The 18,344-nt window shown below is 68.7% G+C and carries 12 protein-coding genes; 6 read left to right on the plus strand and 6 right to left on the minus strand.

From position 1 onward, the window contains the following. Nucleotides 1–35 precede the first annotated feature (35 nt). Entirely contained in the window at nucleotides 36–1,337 is a 1,302-nt protein-coding gene (locus tag AC16DP_RS36080) for a porin (RefSeq protein WP_329733797.1), read from the minus strand. A gap of 171 nt (nucleotides 1,338–1,508) precedes the next feature. Here AC16DP_RS36080 and AC16DP_RS36085 point away from each other — a divergent pair, with 171 nt between their 5' ends. Beyond that, nucleotides 1,509–2,477 carry an aldo/keto reductase gene (locus tag AC16DP_RS36085; protein WP_329733796.1) on the plus strand — a complete coding sequence of 323 codons (969 nt, stop codon included), beginning with the start codon at nucleotides 1,509–1,511 and terminating at the stop codon, nucleotides 2,475–2,477. A gap of 107 nt (nucleotides 2,478–2,584) precedes the next feature. After that, the gene (locus tag AC16DP_RS36090; protein ID WP_329733795.1) at nucleotides 2,585–3,160 is read left to right on the plus strand and encodes a hypothetical protein; all 576 of its coding nucleotides are present in this window, start codon (nucleotides 2,585–2,587) and stop codon (nucleotides 3,158–3,160) included. Nucleotides 3,161–3,166: 6 nt separating this feature from the next. Here AC16DP_RS36090 and AC16DP_RS36095 read toward each other — a convergent pair whose 3' ends face one another. After that, the gene (locus AC16DP_RS36095; RefSeq protein ID WP_329733794.1) at nucleotides 3,167–3,661 is read right to left on the minus strand and encodes a GNAT family N-acetyltransferase; all 495 of its coding nucleotides are present in this window, start codon (nucleotides 3,659–3,661) and stop codon (nucleotides 3,167–3,169) included. 210 nt (nucleotides 3,662–3,871) lie between these two features. On the opposite strand from AC16DP_RS36095, the gene argC reads away from it, so the two are divergent. Both argC and argB read left to right on the plus strand, forming a co-directional pair. After that, complete coding sequence (gene argC, locus AC16DP_RS36100; protein WP_329733793.1) at nucleotides 3,872–4,936, plus strand: N-acetyl-gamma-glutamyl-phosphate reductase; 1,065 nt, start codon at nucleotides 3,872–3,874, stop codon at nucleotides 4,934–4,936. Further along, the gene (argB, locus tag AC16DP_RS36105) at nucleotides 4,933–5,781 is read left to right on the plus strand and encodes an acetylglutamate kinase (protein ID WP_329733792.1); all 849 of its coding nucleotides are present in this window, start codon (nucleotides 4,933–4,935) and stop codon (nucleotides 5,779–5,781) included. Before argC ends, argB begins: the two co-directional genes overlap by 4 nt. 64 nt (nucleotides 5,782–5,845) lie before the next feature. On the opposite strand, the gene AC16DP_RS36110 is transcribed toward argB, so the two are convergent. The 4 genes from AC16DP_RS36110 to AC16DP_RS36125 all read right to left on the minus strand — a co-directional run bounded on the left by AC16DP_RS36110 (nucleotide 5,846) and on the right by AC16DP_RS36125 (nucleotide 12,139). Continuing rightward, a complete protein-coding gene (locus AC16DP_RS36110) occupies nucleotides 5,846–6,637 on the minus strand; it encodes an HNH endonuclease family protein (RefSeq protein WP_329733791.1) in 792 nt (263 codons plus the stop codon). Next, the gene (locus AC16DP_RS36115; protein ID WP_329733790.1) at nucleotides 6,634–9,261 is read right to left on the minus strand and encodes an AAA family ATPase; all 2,628 of its coding nucleotides are present in this window, start codon (nucleotides 9,259–9,261) and stop codon (nucleotides 6,634–6,636) included. Before AC16DP_RS36115 ends, AC16DP_RS36110 begins: the two co-directional genes overlap by 4 nt. A 131-nt stretch (nucleotides 9,262–9,392) precedes the next feature. Continuing rightward, entirely contained in the window at nucleotides 9,393–11,270 is a 1,878-nt protein-coding gene (locus AC16DP_RS36120; protein WP_329733789.1) for a serine/threonine protein kinase, read from the minus strand. Then, a complete protein-coding gene (locus AC16DP_RS36125) occupies nucleotides 11,267–12,139 on the minus strand; it encodes a DUF2381 family protein (RefSeq protein WP_329733788.1) in 873 nt (290 codons plus the stop codon). The genes AC16DP_RS36120 and AC16DP_RS36125 overlap by 4 nt, the downstream gene beginning before the upstream one ends. A 143-nt stretch (nucleotides 12,140–12,282) precedes the next feature. Here AC16DP_RS36125 and AC16DP_RS36130 point away from each other — a divergent pair, with 143 nt between their 5' ends. After that, nucleotides 12,283–13,038, plus strand: a complete 756-nt coding sequence (locus AC16DP_RS36130) for a methionyl-tRNA formyltransferase (RefSeq protein WP_414640802.1) — start codon at nucleotides 12,283–12,285, stop codon at nucleotides 13,036–13,038. Nucleotides 13,039–13,099: 61 nt separating this feature from the next. Beyond that, nucleotides 13,100–18,340: a hypothetical protein gene (locus AC16DP_RS36135; protein WP_414640801.1), complete on the plus strand. Its 5,241-nt coding sequence runs from the start codon at nucleotides 13,100–13,102 to the stop codon at nucleotides 18,338–18,340. The last annotated feature ends 4 nt before the right edge of the window (nucleotides 18,341–18,344 follow it).

Below are 18,344 nucleotides of genomic sequence, written 5' to 3' on the forward strand. Positions count from 1 at the left end.
CGCTCCGCCGGGCGAGCGGCCCGGCGAGCGTCCCGTCAGTAGTTCACCTGGACCTGGATGCGCGTCACGTGCCCCTGCTCCTGCTCGTAGGGCGCGCGCGAGGAGGTGCGGTCCGCGAGGACGTAGGCGCCCGTGACCTCCAGGGCCTTGAGGATCTGCCACTCCACGCCCAGCTCCAGCTCGCGCACGTCGTAGCGGGGGGCGTTCGTCTCGGCCTTCTTGCCGCCCTGGAAGAGGGTGCCTCGCACGTAGGGGAGGATCGAGACGCCGAGCACGTTGTCCAGCCGGTACATGAGCTGCGCGTAGCCACCGTGCAGCGGGCGGCTGGAGACGACGGTGTTCTCGGCGCCCTCGCCGAGGGACGGGCCGCGGCCCACGTTGTACTCGGCGACGAAGCCGATGGGCTGCGGGTAGATGACGAGGGTGGCGGCCGCGCGGGCATCCACCATGTCGTTTCCACCCCGGATGGAGTACCCGGTGCCCGTGGCGACGTTGAAGCGGCCGTAGTAGCCCTGCACGCCGGCCTCGACGTACTGCTTGCCGAACAGGAAGGGCCAGGTGAAGCGGGCCACGGCGTGCAGGTTGTCGTTGCGCTCGGGGCGGTTGGCGCCCTGGCCGTTGAAGACGCCGAAGCCCACCACGCCATAGTCGCCCGAGCCCTTGAGCTTGCTGTTGGCCAGGTCGGCGAAGCGCTGGCGGATCTCCTCGGGCGCCCAGTAGAAGAACAGGCCCAGCTCGCGCTCGTCCCGGAACGCGCTGTTGATGGCGTCGTTGCGGTCGAAGGGGGCGCGGTTCGAGCTCGACTGGAGGTTCTCGAAGCCGTACGGCACCTTGGACTGGCCCACGCGCAGCCGGAACTCCTTCTTCGCGTCGAGGAAGATGTCGGCGTACCAGTCCCGCAGGATGGCCACGTGGAGCTGCTCGCCGATGACCGAGGCGAAGTCGGGCTGCAGGTAGACGGAGACGCGCTCGTGGACGTCACCGAAGATGATGAGCCGCGCCCGCCGGATGCCGAAGCCCTGGTTCTTCCCGAGGAAGCGGTCGCCCTGCTCGTTGATGAGGTCGTCGTTGCGCTGGAAGCTCGGGAGCCGGTTGTAGCGGAACTGCGTGTAGCCCCGGATCTTCAACCGCTCGTACCAGGGCGTCTCCTTCTCCTTCTCCTTCTTGGCCTCGGGAGGCAGAGCGGCTTCGGGAGCCGGCGTGGGCGTGGCCTCGGGCGCGGGCTCGGCGGCGGGAGGCGGGGAGGCCTGCTCCTGCTGGGCCAGCGACAGGGGAGACAGCAGCAGGGTGGCGCCCGACAGCAGGGCCTGGAAGACGGGGCGGTAGGAAGAAGACATGGGGGCTTGAATGCTTCCGTGCCTGCGGGAGCGGAAGCGCTCCCAGGCGGTTGTGACGGGCTCGGTACCGAATTGGACGGGAGAGTGCAATTCGGAGAACGGCTGTTGCAGGGACGTCACATGGGTGCCTTCTTCGCGTTGCAAGAGTGCGGACACCAGGAGGAAACAACGGTGATACAGCGAAGACTGGGGCGGTCGGACATCGAGATCTCCGCCATTGGATTGGGGTGCTGGCAGTTCTCCGAGGGCTCTGGCCTGGCGGGTGGTTTCTGGGAGGCCCTGCCCACGCAGACGGTGGAGGAGATCGTCGACGCGTCCCTGCGCGGAGGCATCAACTGGTTCGACACCGCCGAGGCCTACGGGGATGGCCGCTCGGAACGGGCGCTCGCCAACGCCCTCACGCGGCTGGGGAAGAAGCCCGGTGACGTCGTCGTCGCCACGAAGTGGTTTCCGTATCCGTTCCGCGGTGCCTCCAGCATCGTGAACACGATTGGCGACCGGCTCACGCACCTGAGCCCCTTCGGCATCGACCTGCATCAGATCCACCAGCCCTACACGCTCGCCTCGGTCGCGGCCCAGGCCAACGCGATGGCGGACCTGGTGCAGGCGGGGAAGATCCGCACCGTGGGGGTGAGCAACTTCTCCGCGAAGCGGATGCGCGCGTTCCACGAGGTGCTGGCGCGCCGGGGCGTTCCGCTCGTGTCCAATCAGATGCAGTACAGCCTGCTGGACCGGCGCATCGAGTCGAACGGAGTGCTCGCCGCGGCGAAGGAGCTCGGCATCACCCTCATCGCGTACTCGCCGCTCGCCCAGGGCCTGCTGTCGGGCAAGTTCCACGAGGACCCGACGCTCATCAAGAACCGCGTGGGCCCGCGCAAGTTCCTGCCGAACTTCCGCGCCAAGGGGCTCGAGCGCAGCCGCCCGCTCATCGAGGAGCTGCGGAAGATCGCCACGGCCCATGGCGTGACACCCTCGCAGGTGGCCCTCAACTGGTTGATCCACTTCCACGGGGAGTCGGTGGTGGTCATCCCGGGGGCGACGAAGCGGCGCCACGCCGAGGAGAACGTCGGGGCAGGGGAATTCACCCTCTCGCCGGACGAGCTGCGCCGCATCGACGAGCTGTCGCGGCAGTTCCTCTGAGAGGGCGAGCGCCTGGAATCCGGGCCCGGCTTCCCCGGGGTTGCCACGATGCCTACCCTGTGTGCGTGCTTGATGGCGTGAATGACAGGGAGCGGGCAGGCGACCCCATGGGAAACCCGGAGGGGAACGCGGAGCGGGAGCTCATTCGACGGCTGGAGGCGCGCTTCCGGCGGATGACCGAGACGCTCTACGACACGAGCGTTCCTCCCCAGGTGCTGGATGACGAGGTCATGCCCTTCATCGGGGAGGACATCACCTTCAAGGATCCCTGGCAGCAGGGGACCGGCCGGGAGATCTACCGGCGCGGCGCGGCCGGCTTCCACTGCATGTTCTCCTTCGACTTCGACATCTTCCAGCTCAACGTGCAGCTGGAGGAGGGCCTCCGGGGAGGCCGGGCCATCGTCGATGGGATCATGAACCTGAGGCAGTTCAGCTGGCTGTACACGTACCCGCTGCGGACGATCCTCGTCTACGACTTCTCCCTCGTGGGCTCCACGGTGGAGGAGCTGAAGCCCGTGGTCCACACGCACGAGGAGATGTGGAGCCTGGGCGACATGATCGCCGCCGTGCCCGGCGTGGGCCGGTTCTACGAGAACGTCTTCCGCAAGGGCTTCAGCCAAGGCTTCCTGGCGGCCTCGGCGCTCTGCCGCCGCATCCGGGGGGCCGCGGCGACGCGGGGGTAGGGCGGCTCAGCGCAGCTCGAGCGCGTACCAGCGATCGCAGCCGAAGTGGCCCGTGGCGCCCATGGGCGCGCGGAGCGGCTGGAAGCCCAGGCGCTGGTAGAGCTTCTGCGCCTGCTTCATCCCCTCGAGCGTCTCCAGGTAGCACGTGCGGTAGCCCGCCTCCTTCGCGAACGCGAGGCACTGGCGCAGCAGCCGCTCGCCCACGCCACGTCCGCGCACCTCGGGCAGGAAGTACATCTTCCGCAGCTCGCAGACGCCGGGCTCGCCGCCGTCCAGGGGCGCGATGCCGCCTCCGCCCAGCACGCGGCCGGCCTCGTCCTCCACCACCCAGTAGGCGCTCCCCGGGCGCGCGTAGGCCGCGCTCATGCCGTTCACCTCGGGGTCGTGGATGGCGAAACCCGGGCCGCTCGCGCCGAACTCGGGCATGACCTGGCGGATGATCGCCGCCACCGCCGCGTCGTCTCGCGGCTCGATGGGGCGCAGCTTCAGTTCCGTGCTCATGGGAGTCCCAACGTTCCACAGCCTCCGCCCCGAGGCCAGCGCCCAGAGGCACTCTGGCGGCTCATACCCCGGGTGTGTGCGCCCGCGGGGCGGAGTAGGGGAGATGACAGCTGCGCATGGCCCGCCGCGTCAGCGGTTCGGTGAGGTGGATTTCCCACCCGGGGCGCCCCTATACACCCGCCCGGGAAGTCCCTCCCGGAGACAGTGCACATGGCCAACAAGGTCAAGGCAGTCCTCATCGGCGGTACCGGTTACGGCGGAGCCGAGATCCTCCGCCGGCTCCTTTTCAACCCCAACGTGGACGTGGTCCGCGTCACGGCGGTGGACAACATCGGCAAGAAGGTGGGCGACGTCCACTTCAACCTCGCCGGGCTCACCGACCTCAGCTTCCAGGAGATGCCCCCCGCCCAGGCCGTGGCCGGCGCGGACGTGGCCTTCCTGGCCATGCCCCACAAGACCACCGCCAAGGTGGTGCTGGACATCCTCGACACGGGCGTGCGCATCGTGGACCTGTCGGGCGACTTCCGCCTGCGCGACGCGGCCGCCTACGCGAAGTACTACGGCGTGGACCACCCGGCGCCGCAGATGCTCACCGACGGCTCCTTCACCTACGGCATGCCCGAGCTCAACCGCGAGGCCATCCGCAAGGCGCGCTACATCGCCAGCCCCGGTTGCTTCGCCACCACCATCGCGCTCGGCCTGCTGCCGCTCGCCAAGGCCGGCCTGCTCACCGGCCCCATCCACACCGTGGCGGCCACCGGCTCCTCGGGCAGCGGCGCCAACCCGCAGATTACGACGCACCATCCGCTGCGCGCGGCGAATCTGCGTACGTACAAGCCGCTCGAGCACCAGCACATCCCGGAGATTCTGCAGACGCTGCGCATCGCGGGCGGCAAGGAGGACATGTCGCTGGAGTTCGTGCCCGTGTCGGCTCCGCTGCCGCGCGGCATCTTCTCCACCTCGTTCGCCGAGGTGCCCGCCTCCGTCACGCAGGAGCAGCTCACCGCCGCGTGGAAGACGGCGTATGGCAACGAGCCCTTCATCCGGATTGTCGGCGGTGGCCGTCAGCCCGAGGTGGTGGGCGTGTCCGGCAGCAACTACGTGGAGGTGGGCTTCACGCTCGGCCCCGTGACGGGCAACACCCGGCGCGTGGTGTGCTTCTCGGCGCTCGACAACCTGGTGAAGGGCGGCGCGGGCCAGGCCATCCAGAGCTTCAACCTCATGATGGGCTGGGACGAGCGCCTCACGCTCGCCGAGCCGGGGCTGTGGCCGTGAGCGGGCTCTCCGGCTTCCGCGGGCGCTGGTTCGTCGTGAAGATTGGCGGCGAGCTGGCCATGGACAAGCCGAAGCTCGCCGCGAGCGTGGGCGCCGCCGTGCGCGCCTTCCTCGACGCGGGCGTCCGCGTGGCCGTCATCCACGGTGGTGGGCCCCAGGCCACGGAGATGCAGAAGCGGCTCGGTCTGCAGCCGAAGATGGTGGCGGGCCGGCGCTACACGGACGAGGCCACCCTCGAGGTGATGAAGATGACGCTCGCGGGCCAGGTGTCCGTGGACGTGGCCTCGGCCTTCCGCATCGCGGGCGTGCCCGCGCTGTGCACCACGGGCATGTCCGCCGGGCTCATCGACGCGAAGCGCCGGCCTCCCAAGGTGATGAGCGGCGCGGGCCCGGATCCGGTGGACCTGGGACTCGTGGGCGATGTCACGGGCGTGAACACCGAGGCCTTCCAGCGCATCTCGGACGCGGGCTTCGTGCCGGTGCTCGGCTCGCTGTCGGGTGATGCGCAGGGCAATGTGTTCAACGTCAACGCGGACACGGTGGCCACCCGAGTGGCCGCGAAGCTCGGGGCGGCGAAGCTGTTCCTCGTGTCCAACGTGCCCGGCGTGCTCGCCAACAAGGACGATCCGTCCACCCGGCTGCCCACGCTGACTCCCGCCGAGGCCCGCGCGAAGATTGCCTCGGGCGTGATTCAGGGCGGCATGATTCCCAAGGTGGAGGAGAGCCTGGAGATGCTGGAGGAGGGCATCGAGGCCATCCACATCGTGGGCATCTCGCCCAACGACGCCGTGCTGCGCGAGGCCGAGAAGGCCGGCAGCCAGGGCACCGCGTTCCTGCGCGGATAGTGGAGGGGCGCGCCCGTGCCCCGTGTGCGGAGGATGCACCGGGGCGCGGGGGTGTTTTCATGGCCTACGGCCACTCGAGTGCCTCTGGAGCTTCCTCGAAAAGTGCACGGAGCTCGTCAACTGTCTGGCGCTGTCTCTGCATCTCTCGCCAGACGGTGATGTGGGTAGAACGCTCAATCGAGCGGCGTAGCCGCTTGAGTGTCTCTGCGTCACAATTCGCGCGTTTCTTGGCGACGTACTTCTCGAATCGAACGAGGTAATCGTCATAGGCGTTGCGGCGTGCCTCCACGAGTTCATCGCGCTCGTTCAGTCCCAGCCAGTCGAGCGTTAGATCGGCTCGGTCATATTCAGGTGTCCCTTCTGGGTGGATCGGCTTGAATCGAAAGGTGCCGCGTAAATCCAGCCATAGGTAATCCATGGGCTCGTCACGTCGGGGATCGAGCAATACAGACGGTTCGCTCTCTGGATCACTGTCGGTTCGGACGAGCTCGAGAACCTTTCCGTTAGCGGAGAAGATGGCGAAGCGGTCACTCTTCGGACCGTTGCATTGACCACAGGCGAAGAGATAGTTCGCCCATGCGTATACCAGCTTCGGGTAGAGCGCCTTGGGGCGGAAGTGTTCGATCTGGTAGGCGCCGTTGTCTTCGCAGAACATGCAACGTTTCAGGCCCGGGCACATGTCACCCAGTTCCTTTTCTACGCGGTCGAAGACTTTTCTCCGACGCCTGGAGGGCCACAGCTCCAGGGCTGCCCTGACCCGTTCCAGATACGTGGGATGATTGTCGATCTCTTGTTGGAGATCTGCAAGCTCAGCGAGAGTCTCTGCTGGCAGTTCGCGGGACTGCATGCGGATCATGCCAGCGACTCCCGATCAGCCTTTCCCGTGGGGAAGATGGCTCGGAGCCGCTCCTGTTCCTGTTCCTCCTTCTCGGAAAGTCCCTGCTCCAGTTCCTTGCGATTGAGTTCCGTCAGCCGCTCCAGCAGTTGTTTGCCTTCCTCGGAGCGGGTGATTCGCCCGAATACACCCGTCCCATATGCATCGAGAACGTTGCCGTATTTCAACCGCTCCAGCTCGATTCCCTCCAGTATCCTGCCTTGTTCCTCTGTTCCGGGACGCGGCAGGCGGAAGACGGAGTCGGCGGCCTGGCACACGAGTGGACTGTGGGTGGTGACGATGAACTGGATCCGCGGGAAGAGCTTCTTGAGCCGCAGGCCGATTTCCCGCTGCCACGTCGGGTGGAGATGGGCGTCAGCTTCGTCGATCAATACGACACCGGGAGCGTCCACGGCCCAGGCGTTCTTGTCGAAGATCAGATCGGAGCCGTAATGGGTGGAAAGCTGTCGGATGAGCTCCAGCGTCAGGCTCAAGATGGAGCGGTATCCGTCACTCAGCTCTTCGATGGAGGTGGTGGAGCCAGTGGCATCCTCGAAGCGTACGGCCTCGGGTGTGATGTCGCGGAGCTTGACTCCGTTAGGCAGGAATCCGTCCTGATTGATGAAGGTCCTGACTCGTTCGAGGAACTCCGCTCTGAAGCTATTCACCAGCGCCATGAACTGGAGATCCTTCAACCAGCGGAGTGCCTCGGTGAGAGAGACGCGCTCGTCGAAAAGCGAGAGGTACCGGGTCACCCGTGGCAATGACGAGAACTGCCGCTCGTAATCGGCGTCACCGCCCGAAAATCGTCGGAATGGGCCAAAGCCAGCGCTGAACAACTCGCCGGAATGCGGGGAATGGGTCCAGAGTGGGCCCTGGGCTCCTATCTGGAGGCGATACTCCTGGCGCACCTGCTTGCCGTCCTTTTCGGCACCGAGTGCAATGAGTGCCACGGTTCCATTGCTCCTCTTGGGTTGGAGCCAGGTGCTGAAGTCGATGCGTAGCGCCAGGGCACTATCTGAAGACACCTCCGCGGTAGTCGAACCATTCTCGGACCGGCGCCCATCACCGAGCAGTGCTGCCGCCATGGCCCTCAACGCGGAACTCTTTCCAGCCCCGTTGTCTCCGATGAGGACGTTCCACCCTGGCGCCGATGGCATGTCCCACTGTAGGGATTGGAGCGAGCGGATGTCCTCGATTTCGATGTGCGAGATGTAGACGTCCAGTTTCCTGGCCGCGGGTTTGGTGGCTGTCGGATCGAATACAGGAGTCCGCCCGGTCAACAGCCGAATTGTCAACAGCGGGTGTGGGTAATACCACTCCGAGTCATTGGGGTAGGGCAACAGCTGCTGGTAGTCGAGCAGCTCATGCGCCAGCTCGTTGAGCGGTAGCCGGTGCTCCGGGTCCCTCATCACCATCATGAGGAGTTGGATGTGCCCGGAAGATATGCCTGTCTCGAATCTCCTGCGCCATTCATCCAGTACCTCCTTCACCAGTTCCGGCGTTGCAGCGGAGGCATCTTGATCCCATGCCAGTTCGGCGAGAGAGCGGATGAAACGGACGAAGTCCCTCGCTCGTCCACCCGAACGATAGGCCAGTTCACCGAGCAGGCTTGGGCTCACCAAGCCGAAGGCTTCGTTCCCGAGTTCCTTCACCCGCTGCGCATACAGCTCGTGGAAGAAGCTCACTCCAGGCCCGGGGCGGCTCGGGTCGTCATGGTCCAGCACGGGCTCGTTCACCAAGGTGTCGACTCTGAAGCCGCGCACTCCTACCATGGCCGCATCGTGTCGGAGTGCCAGGGGGCCACTCACTATCAAGGGACAGCCGAGGTGAGAGATGAGCTGAGACTCGACGAAGAGTTCCCTGGCACGAGGGAGATCCCGGATCCGATCCAAGCCATCGATGACGAGCAGGACCTTGCGGTACTTCTGCTGCACCTCTCCCAGCAGCAGGTTGACGGCGCCCAGCAGGTCCTGCACCTGCCGGTCTTGGTCGGGCAGCGGCTTCTCACTGCGTCCCAAGGGCAGGTTCCAGGAGCGTATGGCGGCCGCGGCGGACCTGGCGCCCTTGAACGCGCCCGAGGTCTCCAGACCCAACGCCCCCGTGGTGGCGAGGGTGGCGCCCAGATCCAGGGCCTCCTTCGCGAAGCTGCCGAGATCGAGTTGGGGATTCGGAGTCCTGGTGGCCTCGGCCAGCCGCTGCCAGTCCTCGCCGAGTTGCTTCACCATGCCGGGGTCGAGCTCGATTCCCAACCGCTCCTTGAGGCGGAACACCAGCGCCAGGCCCGCCAGGAAGCACACCTCCCAGGCCTGAATCCGATACAGCGCGTTCGGGTCCTTCACCACATGGGTGAAGTGCCGCTCGAGGTCGAGGAAGACGACCAGCTCGCGCTGTTCCCGCTCCTCGGCGATGCGTAGCAACTCCGTTGTCTTCCCCGTGCCCACCGTTCCCATCAGCAGGATGCGTGGTGTGCCGAAGGGGCGGTCCAACGTCTCAACTATCTTCTTCGCCGGGCTGTGCGGACGGGGTGCCCGCCATTTCATGGTGGCGGGCGACTCCGGGTCGAATCGCTCGTAGAGTTCTCGCCAGAGGTCGCGGCGTGACATGGCCCTGGCTTCTATCACCTGCCCCTGGCTCCGGCGAGCGTATGGCACGGAGTGCCCGCTCGACACCATTCACCACCGGCACTCCGACACGCTGCGGGCGCGTCGGGTAGGCTCGGCTTCATGCCACCGCTTCAGCGCCGAGGCTGGAACGAGCCCTCGGGACTCTGGACGTAGGTATACACGATGGGCCAGCGGAGGACGGCGGCGTCGGGGCTCCGGTCCACCTTGGCTGGATCGATGTCGAGCCCCAGGGTCGGTGGCAGGGCCGCGTGCGTCGTCACGCCGAAGCGGTCCCTGTTGTCATTCAGGGCCACGCCACAGAAGGGGACAGGCGGGCCCTCGGGCGTGGGGTACACCCGATCGAAGGAGATGTAGACCCGATCCGGGAAGACCTTCGCCTCGCCGGTCACCTTCAAGGACTCTTTATCGTTCAGGGGCATCAGTCCCACCACGGGCCCTGTCCTGATGTTGATGGCATTGGCGCACTCCTGCAACGAATCCTCCGAGCCCGCACAGGTGATGGTCTCCAGCTCGACCTCCATGACGGGATGGAGACCCAGGCGCCTGGCCGTAGCGCGAGCTTCGGGAGGACACTGCTCGAGGATGAGGCCCATGTCGGGGCGTACTGGCGTGGTCGCGCAGGCCGCGAGGTGCGCCGAGGCGGCGCAGGTGCACAGCAGCGCGCACAGGCCGCTGAGAGGCCGGGATGGCATGGGCTGGACGGAGGTGTCATCTGCACGACTGGAGGGAGACATGGGGTGGAGTCCTTTCTCGGGAGTAACCGCGCTGGAGCACACCATCTCCACCGCGGATACGCACCCGGCGCGAACGGCCTTTCCCCCTATTCCAAGCAGCACCCATGCGAGAGAGAGCGCCAGAATCGCCAGCCCGCCATACGTCCACCATCCCGGGGACTTTCTCGCGTCCGTCGTCTGTCCGGCCGGTGAAGGTGCCTGCGCCTTTGTCTCCTCGCGAAGGGGCGCGGGACTCTCATCGGGTCGAGGTGTGGGTTCCGTGGGTTCCTCTGACTGCTGAGCCGGTTCTCCTCCCGCGCCCAGGGCCGCCTCGGGCCGCGCCACCTCGAAGGTATACGGAATCCTCCATGCTTCCGTGTTCCCCTCCGCCTCCAACATCCTCATCAGCTCCTCGTGGACAGCCCGGGCGCTCGGCGGACGCTGTTCCGGCTTCTTCGCCAGCAGCCGCAGCGTCAGCTCGTTCAGGTCCGGAGGCACCCGGGGGTCGAGCCGGAGGGGCGGGGCGGGGGGGAGCAGCTCGATGGCGAGTGCGAGTTCCGCCCGGGGCAGCCGGGGATTGAAGGGGTGGCAGTCCGTGAGGGCCTCGTAGAGCAGGGCTCCGAAGGCGTAGAGATCCATGGCTGGAGTGGCGGGGAGGCGTGCTCCGGTCTCCCACGCGCCACCAAGCAGGAAGGCCGCGCACTCGGGAGGCAGGTTGTGGAACGTGCTGGGGGGCAACACCTCTGTCAGCGTGTATGCACCCGGCAGGTACGCTGAGCCGAAGTCGATGAGGAAGGGCCTCTCGTCGCCGTCCCTGATGAGGATGTTGTCGGCCTTGAGGTCCCGGTGCACCAGGCCTCGCTCGTGTAACTCCGCCAGGACCCGGGCCACCTCGGCCAGCTCGCCCACGAAGCGGTACAGCGAGGCCTGCGTCTTCCAACGCCAGGTGTTGAAGGGACAGCCGGGGACATGATCGGTGACGACGAAGAAGAAGCCCGATTCCAGGTCCGGCCAGCGTCCCAGCTCACGCACTTCGGGCAGGTGGGGGTGGCGGAAATGTCCCAGCGCGACGGCCTCCCGGAAGGCCCGCTCATCCGTGCGCGTCTCGTCCTCCCTGTTCGCTGGCCGCGTAGCCACCTTCATGGAGTATTCACGGCCCTCATGCTCCACGAGCAGGACGGTGGAGAAGCCTCCAGCTCCCAGACGGCGCACCACCCGGTAGTGCCTCACGGCATCTCCTGGCTGGAGCAGGTCCGGATGCAATGGACTCGTCATGGTGACACCTTCAGTTCCTTGAGCCGCAGCGTCCGGTGACCGTCTTCCTCCAGGGTCAATGAGAGGCAGCCGGTCCCCTCCGGTAGGGGGACGGTGAAGGTGTGGAATTGATATTGCCCGGACTCACCCGAGGTCACACGCGTGGGCAGGCTCTCGTCCCCGGGCCTTTTTCCTGAATCCCGGCGGCACCCCGCCTCCAGCCGGGCCCGGATGAGCCTCCAGGGCGTGGGGACGCGCCAGGCTCGGATGAGTACCGTCACGAAGAGACGCCCGTCCATCTGGAGGATGGAGCCCGCCGAGGCCCGGATGCCCTTGGCGTACGTGGTGACCTGCTCGCTGTCCGGAAGAGCGAGGGCCAGCCTGGGACGGACCGTTCCTGGCTCGTGGCTCACGAGTAGTCCTCTGGCGATCGCGCCCGACTCATCCGTGTTCGCCGCATCCGTCCGCAGGGGCTGCATCCGCGCCCTGGATACCCACGCTTCGGCGTCCACCGTGTCCTCGCGGTTGACGAGTGCCAGTGTCAGGGTGAGCGGCTCTCCGGTCTTCGTGCGTCCCGTCACTGGCAGCAGGAGGCGCTCCCCCTGAGCCAGGTCCTTCACGGGAGAGATGACCAGGGAGCCTTCTCCCAGCGGGGCTACCTCGACGCGCCCCTGGAGCTCGGCCCCTGGGCGCGCATGTGGTTCCAGGAAATCCACGAAGCGCACCCGCGTCACCGTGCCCGCGGCCACGTACAGCAGGGCAGGTGCCTCCGGCCCTCCCTCGATGAGGAGGGTACCCCGCCGCAACTCCCGCGTGGATGCATGCGCCCTCGTCGCTGTCGTGAAGACGATGAGGGCCCAGAACAGGATGAGCCAGGAACGAGGATGCACGAAGCCTCCAAAAGGAGGCGGCACGCTAGAGGACCCAGCCAGCCCCGGGCAAGGATTGCTCGACGGTTGCGGTCATGTCGCAGCGGGTGACCCGGGAAATAGGTTTGGCCTTGGAGGGATGCGGCACGAACTCCTGACGCAGCATCCCTCCCGAGGCCTTCTCCGTGCCCCCTCTGGGCACCGTGAATGTCCACCCCTCGTTGCTGCCTCGCCATCGCGGTCCCAACCCCCTCGGCTGGACGCTGCGCGGTCATGAGCCGGAAGTGGGTCTGACCTTCCACCGCATGGAGGCGGACTTCGACACCGGGCCCGTGCTCGCCCAGGGCCGCAGGCCCCTCTACGATGAGGACACCGTGGAGGCCATCCTCCAGAAGGTCATGGCACTGGCCGGTGGGCTGCTTCCCGATGTCCTCGGCCGTGTCGCGTGGGGCGAGCCCGGAGAGTCCCAGTCCTCCGACCAGGGCAGCTACGCGGGTCTCTTCGAGGACGCATACCGGGAGATCGACTGGACCCAGCCCGCGCGTGCGGTACACCTCCAGGTCCGAGCCTGTCGCACGGCCCCGTGCGCTCCCGTCACCTTGTGCAGTAGGCTGCACATGGGCTCGGGCGCACTGCGTCAGGCAGGTGGCACCCCACGCTTCAAGTTCCTCATTTCCCTGGGCTTCCCGCCCGGCATGGTCGTTGTAGAGGGGTCCACCCACCATGTACTGCTCGTCCTGCCGCCAGGAACGCCTCGGCGGTCTGCGCTGCGCCGCGTGCGGCAACTCCATGTCTCCGCGCCCTCGCCAGGCCCTGGAGCAGGAGCTCGCCCACGTCCAGTTCCTCCTCGCGGAGTTGCAGCTCTGGGACTCCACCTATGTCCCCAAGGGCGCTCGGAGCTACCTCACCCAGCGCTATGAGCGTCAGGTGCGGATCCTCCTCTCCGTCCTCGCCGATGCTCCCGCTGCTTCCCGCGTGGAGATGGCTTCCGCGCAGCCTGTGGGTGAGCGCGCGGGGGCTCCAGCGGTGGCGGCGGCCCCGGAGGTGGTGGCGGTCCCGGAGGTGGTGGCGGCTCCGGAGGTCGTGCATGTCCTGCCCGCGCCGGAGCCGGTTCCTTCCTCCTCCGTTATCGAGGTGGCCTGGGACAAGGCTCGGGTAGACCCTCACCCCAACCCTCTCCCAGAGGGAGAGGGAGTTGACGCGGACGCAACCCGGGAGGCCCGGCACCCTCACCCCGACCCTCTCCCGGAGGGCGAGGGAGAGGAGGGGCACGGGGGCGAGGGAGTGGAGGCGCGGCTTCCTCCCGTTGTCACCGAGCCTCTCTTCGACCCTCCTCCCGTTCGCACCGTCACCGCTCGCATCGTCGAGGAGGCCTCGTCCTGGGACACCGTCTGGCGTCCCTTCCTCTACGAGAGCATCGGCTGGTTCATCGGCGCCTTCCTCATCGTCGCGGGTTCTCTCTACCTCGCCTTCGATAGCTGGGCCGGTCTCACCTCCTTCTCCCGCTCGCTCGTCGTCTTCGGCATGACCGCGGGCTACTCCGCCGCCTTCTCCATCTGCGGCTCCCTCCTCGCCCGCCGTGAGGCCCTCTCCGGCGCCGGCCGCATTCTCGGCCTCATCGGCGCCGCCGTCGCTCCCCTCGCCGGTGTCGCCCTCGGGCCTCTCGGCGGTCTCCACCTCGATGGTGTGCCGCTCGCGCTCCTCCTGCCGTTGCTCCTCGGCTGGTCCGTCGGTGCCGCCGCTCTCGTCCGCAAGCCCGCTGAGTCCTTCGATGCTCCCTCGCGGCCGCTCATCCAGCTCGCGCTGCTCTGCACCACGTTGATGATGGGGCTCGCCCCCCTCTTCGCCCGGGGCACTCTCGCGTTCTGGTTGGATGTGCTGCCCTGCGCCTTCTTCTTCGCCCTCTCGCGCAGGCCCGTCCCCGAGCCCCGGAGCAACAAGGCCCTCGCCTTCGTCCTCGCCGCGCCCTTCTACCTGCTGCTGCTCTACGCCATCCGCCTGCACCTGGCCCTCGCCGCCGCGGGTGTGGCCCCCTCCTTCGGCAGCTACGCTCCGTTCCTCGCCTTCTTGTTCGCCACCTGCCTCGGCTTCCGCCGCCTGCCTCCCCAGGAGGCCGCGGACTCGCTCTCGGTGGGCATCGCCTCGCTCCAGGTGGGCTGCCTCGCGCTCGCCGCCACGGGCTCTCCTCCCGCCTTCTTCCTCACCGCCGCCGTCTTCACCTGGACCGTCTTCGGCCTCTCCCGCGGCGAGCTGCCCCGCGTCCGCTGGGTGTACCTCGCCTATGCCGGCGCCTACTTCTCGTATGCCTCCGCCGGCCAGCTCGTCCCCGGCGCCGTGAAGGCCCTGATCGACTCGCTCAAGGCCTCGCTCGGCTACCCCGTGGCCGGCAAGCTCCCGTTCCACTACGGAGCGCTCTCGGCCGTGCCGTACGTCCTCGCGGGCGTCGTCCTCGCCGCGTGGTTGCGCTCCCGGGCCGAGCGCACCTCCTCCGCCCGTGACGCGGAGTGCTCCGAGGTCCTCCTGCGCGCCACCGCCGTCGCCAGCTCGCTCTTCGTCCTCCTCGGCCACATGGGCTCGGATCTGCGCCCGGCCTTCTGGACCGTGCTCGGACTCAGCTGCGTCTGCGTGGCCACCGGTCTGCTCCTCGAGCGCCTCTACCTGTCCATCACCGGCGCCGCGCTCACCTTCTTCCTCCCGCTCTCCGCCTACGCCCTCTTCGGCGCCGCGGGAGGCTCGCTCGTGTGCGGTGCCGTGGCGCTCGTGTTCGCCGCGCTGTCGCTCGTCTGCACCCGCCGCACGTGCCTCGCCTTCAGCACCGCGGTGGCTTGGCTCTCCGCCATCGGCTTCGTGTTCAGCCTCGGCGTGGACGCCCGTGCCTCCGCGTTGACGGGCATGGTGCTCTGTGGCTCCGCCGCGCTCCTCGTGGCGTGGAACCTCGCCAACCCCGTCCTGCTCGCCGTCGCGGCCTTCGGTGCCGCCGCCGTGGTGCCCAAGCTCGCCAGCTTCGCCGGCCCGTCGTGGGTACCCCCGGCCCTCGCCGTCTCGGCGCTGGGGCTCGCCGTCCTGGGGGGGCTCGGCGGCCGTGCGCGGCTGCTCGGCTGGCCCGGCGTCGCCTATGCCCTCATGGCGTTCCTCTGGGGTATCTCCATCCAGGTGCCCTGGTTCGGCGTCACCGTGCTCCTGGCCGCCGCCGCCGTCGCCGTGGCCTCGCGCACCCTGCCCGAGGTCCGTCCCTTCGCCGTCATCCTCGCCGGCTTCGCGTTGCTGCCCCAGGTGGGCGCCCTCTCCGTCTGGCCGTGGATGACGCCGGCCCTGTCCGTGGCCCTCTTCGTCCCCTGGTCCCTCGGGGCCTCGGTGGCCACCGCGCGCTGGGGGCGCAGTGCCAGCACCGTCACCGCGGGACTCGTCGCGCTCCTCTACCCCGTGGTGGTGGTGGCGGCGGCCCGCGGGGCGCAGCCGTACCCGCTCACACTCGGCGCCGCGCTCGTGGCCCTCCTCACCGCGCGCGCGCTGCACCCGTCCGTCAGTGTCGTCACCGCTTCCCTGTGGGCCGCCGCCTTCGTCTTCCTGTCCACCCAGGCCTGGCATTCGCTGGTGCTGGCCACGCTGCTGAGCCTCCTGGCCCTGCTCGAGTCGCACCGCGCGGCCTTCCGCCTGCTGGCCGGGGAGCGCCGCTTCTCGCTCGCGGCGACGCTCTGTGCCCTGGGCTTCCTGATCCTCGCCTGCTGGGATGCTCGCAGGGGCGCGTCCCTGGCGGTGCTCGCGGGTACGGTGCTGCTGCCCCTGGTGTGGACACGCGCCAACCGCCAGCCCTTCTTCGCGGGGCTCGCGCCGCTGCTCTCGCTCTTCCTCGTCCTCGAAACGGGCCTGTCCATGCCCTGGGCCGCCGCGCTGCCGCTGCTCGCGCTCGCGGTGGTGCGCGCCGCGGAGCACCTGCCGGCCGCCCGTCACCTCCTGCTCGGCACGTCCGAGGAGAAGCCGGTGCGCGAGCTGTCCCTCTGGATGCAGGGCGCGCTGACGCTGGTGGGCGTGGTGCTGGTGCCCCACACCCATGCCGAGCCCTGGGTGCTCGCGCCGCTCGCGGCCTCCCTCGTGCTGCTGCCCGGGCCGAGGCCCTCGGTGCGCGTGGGCCTCGGCGTGGGCCTGCTGCTCTTCTGCTTCCCGCTCCACCTGGGCCTCATCGTCCTGCTGCTGGCGCTCGGCTTCCTCACGCACCACACCCCCGGCGCGCTGTGGGCCTTCTTCCGCTCGCCGCCGGACACCTCGCTGCGGCCCGTCACCGTGCTGGGGGCGCTCGCCCTCTGCGGGTGGCGCCTGCTGCTGGACGCGGCCACGCCGGCGGCCATCGCCCTGCTGGCCGGGGTGCTGCTGGTGGGGACCTTCCTCCTCTCGCGGCGCTGGATGCTGACGGCCTCGGTGCTCGTGCTCGCCGGGGCCTCGCTGGGTAGGACGGCGGAGCACGCCTTCCTCGAGTGGCGTCCGGAGGCGGCGCTGGCCTTCGCCACGGTGGCGCTCGGCGCGGCCCTGCTGTCCGCCCTGTGTCAGGTGGGAGGTGTCCAGCGCGCGCTGACGCGGATGGCCGAGCGTCTGTCTCCGGGGCTCCCCGACACGTGGAGCGAGCCGTTGTGGATGGCCGGTGCCCTCACCACGGCGGTGCCCGTGGGGGTGCACCTGCTGGCCCAGGGGCCGGGCGCGCTGCCGCTTCCGGTGGCGCTGCTGGCCGGGCTCGCCTCGCTGGTGCTGATGGTGTCGCGCGAGCGGGAGATGGCCAACGTGGCCACCGGGCTGCTGGCGGGCGTGCTCGTCGCGGCGGTGCCTCCCCTCTGGGCGCCCGCGGTGGTGAGCGTCACGGGGCTCCTGCTGTGCATGGCGGGCACCTGGCTGGACGAGCGGGACGTGGCCGTGGGCGCCGCGCTGCACCACGCGGGTTGGGTGCTGTCGCTGCTGTCCGTCCTCGGCCTCCGGGACCTGAAGCACCCGGGCACGGCGGTGTGCCTGCTCTCCGGCATCACCACGGCCTGGGCGGTGGTGTACCGGCGCCCCGAGCGCGCGGTGGTGGGCTGGGTGGCCTCGCTGGTGGGGCTGCACGCGCTGCTCGCACACGTGGGCGCGCTGTTCTCCACCGGCCGGGGCGCGGAGTTCATCCTCCCGTTCTTCGGGGCGCTCACCGCGCTGCTGGCCACGGCGGCCTTGTTCCTCGCGAGCGACCACATCCGCCGGAGCGTGGGGCACTCCTTCGCGGTGCTGGCCCTGGTGGAGGTGCTCGGCGGCCTGGTGCTGGTGCCCGGGGCGGCCGGAGTCGTGGTGGCGGCGCTCGTCGACTGCGCGTGCCTGGCGGTGCTCTTCTTCGCGCTGGTGCGCCGCGCCGTGCGCGAGGAGGACGAGACGTCCGCCTTCCTCGCTGTGTGGACGGTGGTGCTCGGCTACCTGTCGGTGCGTCTGCACGCGCTGGCCTCGGGCCTGGGCACGGCGGACAGCCTCGTGGCGCTGGTGGGCGGGGCGCTCTTCTCCGGCCTCTACGTCTTCGCCCTGCGCGAGGGCTCGGGGCTGCCCGCCTTCCGCCGGCCGGCGCTGTGGGCCGCCTACCTCTTCCCCGTGGCCGGCCTGCTCACCGCGCCGTGGGGCCAGCCGCTGTACGTGGCGGCCCTGCTGGTGGGCTACGCCGCCCACTTCGCCGCGCTCGCCGCGCACCCGTCGCAGCGGGGCATGTCCTCGCTCGTCTCGGTGGGCGCCTTCAACGCCGCGCTCTTCCTCGTGTGGCTGGGCACCGGCGCCGGCGAGCCGCAGTACTACGTCATCCCCGCGGGCCTCTCGCTGCTGGTGCTGCTGCGCGTCTTCCACGAGGTGCTGGAGCCGGACACGCGGGCGAAGCTGCGCGCCCTGGCCATCACGCTCGTCTACGTGGCCGGAGCGTGGAAGCCGCTCATGTTCCAGGACGGCCGGGCCATGCTGCTGTGCGTCCTGCTGTGCCTGGTGGGTGTGGCGGCCGGCATGGCGTTGCGCATCCGCTCTTACGTGTACCTGGGCAGCGCCTTCCTGGTGACGTGCGTGCTCGCCAACCTGGCGCGCTTCGGCATCCGGGACCACCGCATGGGCGCCGCCTTCCTCTCGCTGCTCGGCGTGGGCGTGGTGGGCTTCATGGTGCTCTTCACCGCCAGGCGCGCCGAGTTGCTGGAGCGCTACGAGCGGGTGCGCACGATGATGGACACCTGGGAGGGGTAGGGCG

Source organism: Archangium sp. (assembly GCF_057119385.1).

Excerpts from the sequence above, each read along its gene's own strand:
- AC16DP_RS36095 (WP_329733794.1), bottom strand. The coding sequence starts at position 3,661 with ATGAGCACGGAACTGAAGCTGCGCCCCATCGAGCCGCGAGACGACGCG.
- AC16DP_RS36115 (WP_329733790.1), bottom strand. The coding sequence starts at position 9,261 with ATGTCACGCCGCGACCTCTGGCGAGAACTCTACGAGCGATTCGACCCG.
- AC16DP_RS36110 (WP_329733791.1), bottom strand. The coding sequence starts at position 6,637 with ATGATCCGCATGCAGTCCCGCGAACTGCCAGCAGAGACTCTCGCTGAG.
- argC (WP_329733793.1), top strand. The coding sequence starts at position 3,872 with ATGGCCAACAAGGTCAAGGCAGTCCTCATCGGCGGTACCGGTTACGGC.
- AC16DP_RS36080 (WP_329733797.1), bottom strand. The coding sequence starts at position 1,337 with ATGTCTTCTTCCTACCGCCCCGTCTTCCAGGCCCTGCTGTCGGGCGCC.
- AC16DP_RS36135 (WP_414640801.1), top strand. The coding sequence starts at position 13,100 with ATGGCTTCCGCGCAGCCTGTGGGTGAGCGCGCGGGGGCTCCAGCGGTG.
- AC16DP_RS36090 (WP_329733795.1), top strand. The coding sequence starts at position 2,585 with ATGGGAAACCCGGAGGGGAACGCGGAGCGGGAGCTCATTCGACGGCTG.
- AC16DP_RS36120 (WP_329733789.1), bottom strand. The coding sequence starts at position 11,270 with ATGACGAGTCCATTGCATCCGGACCTGCTCCAGCCAGGAGATGCCGTG.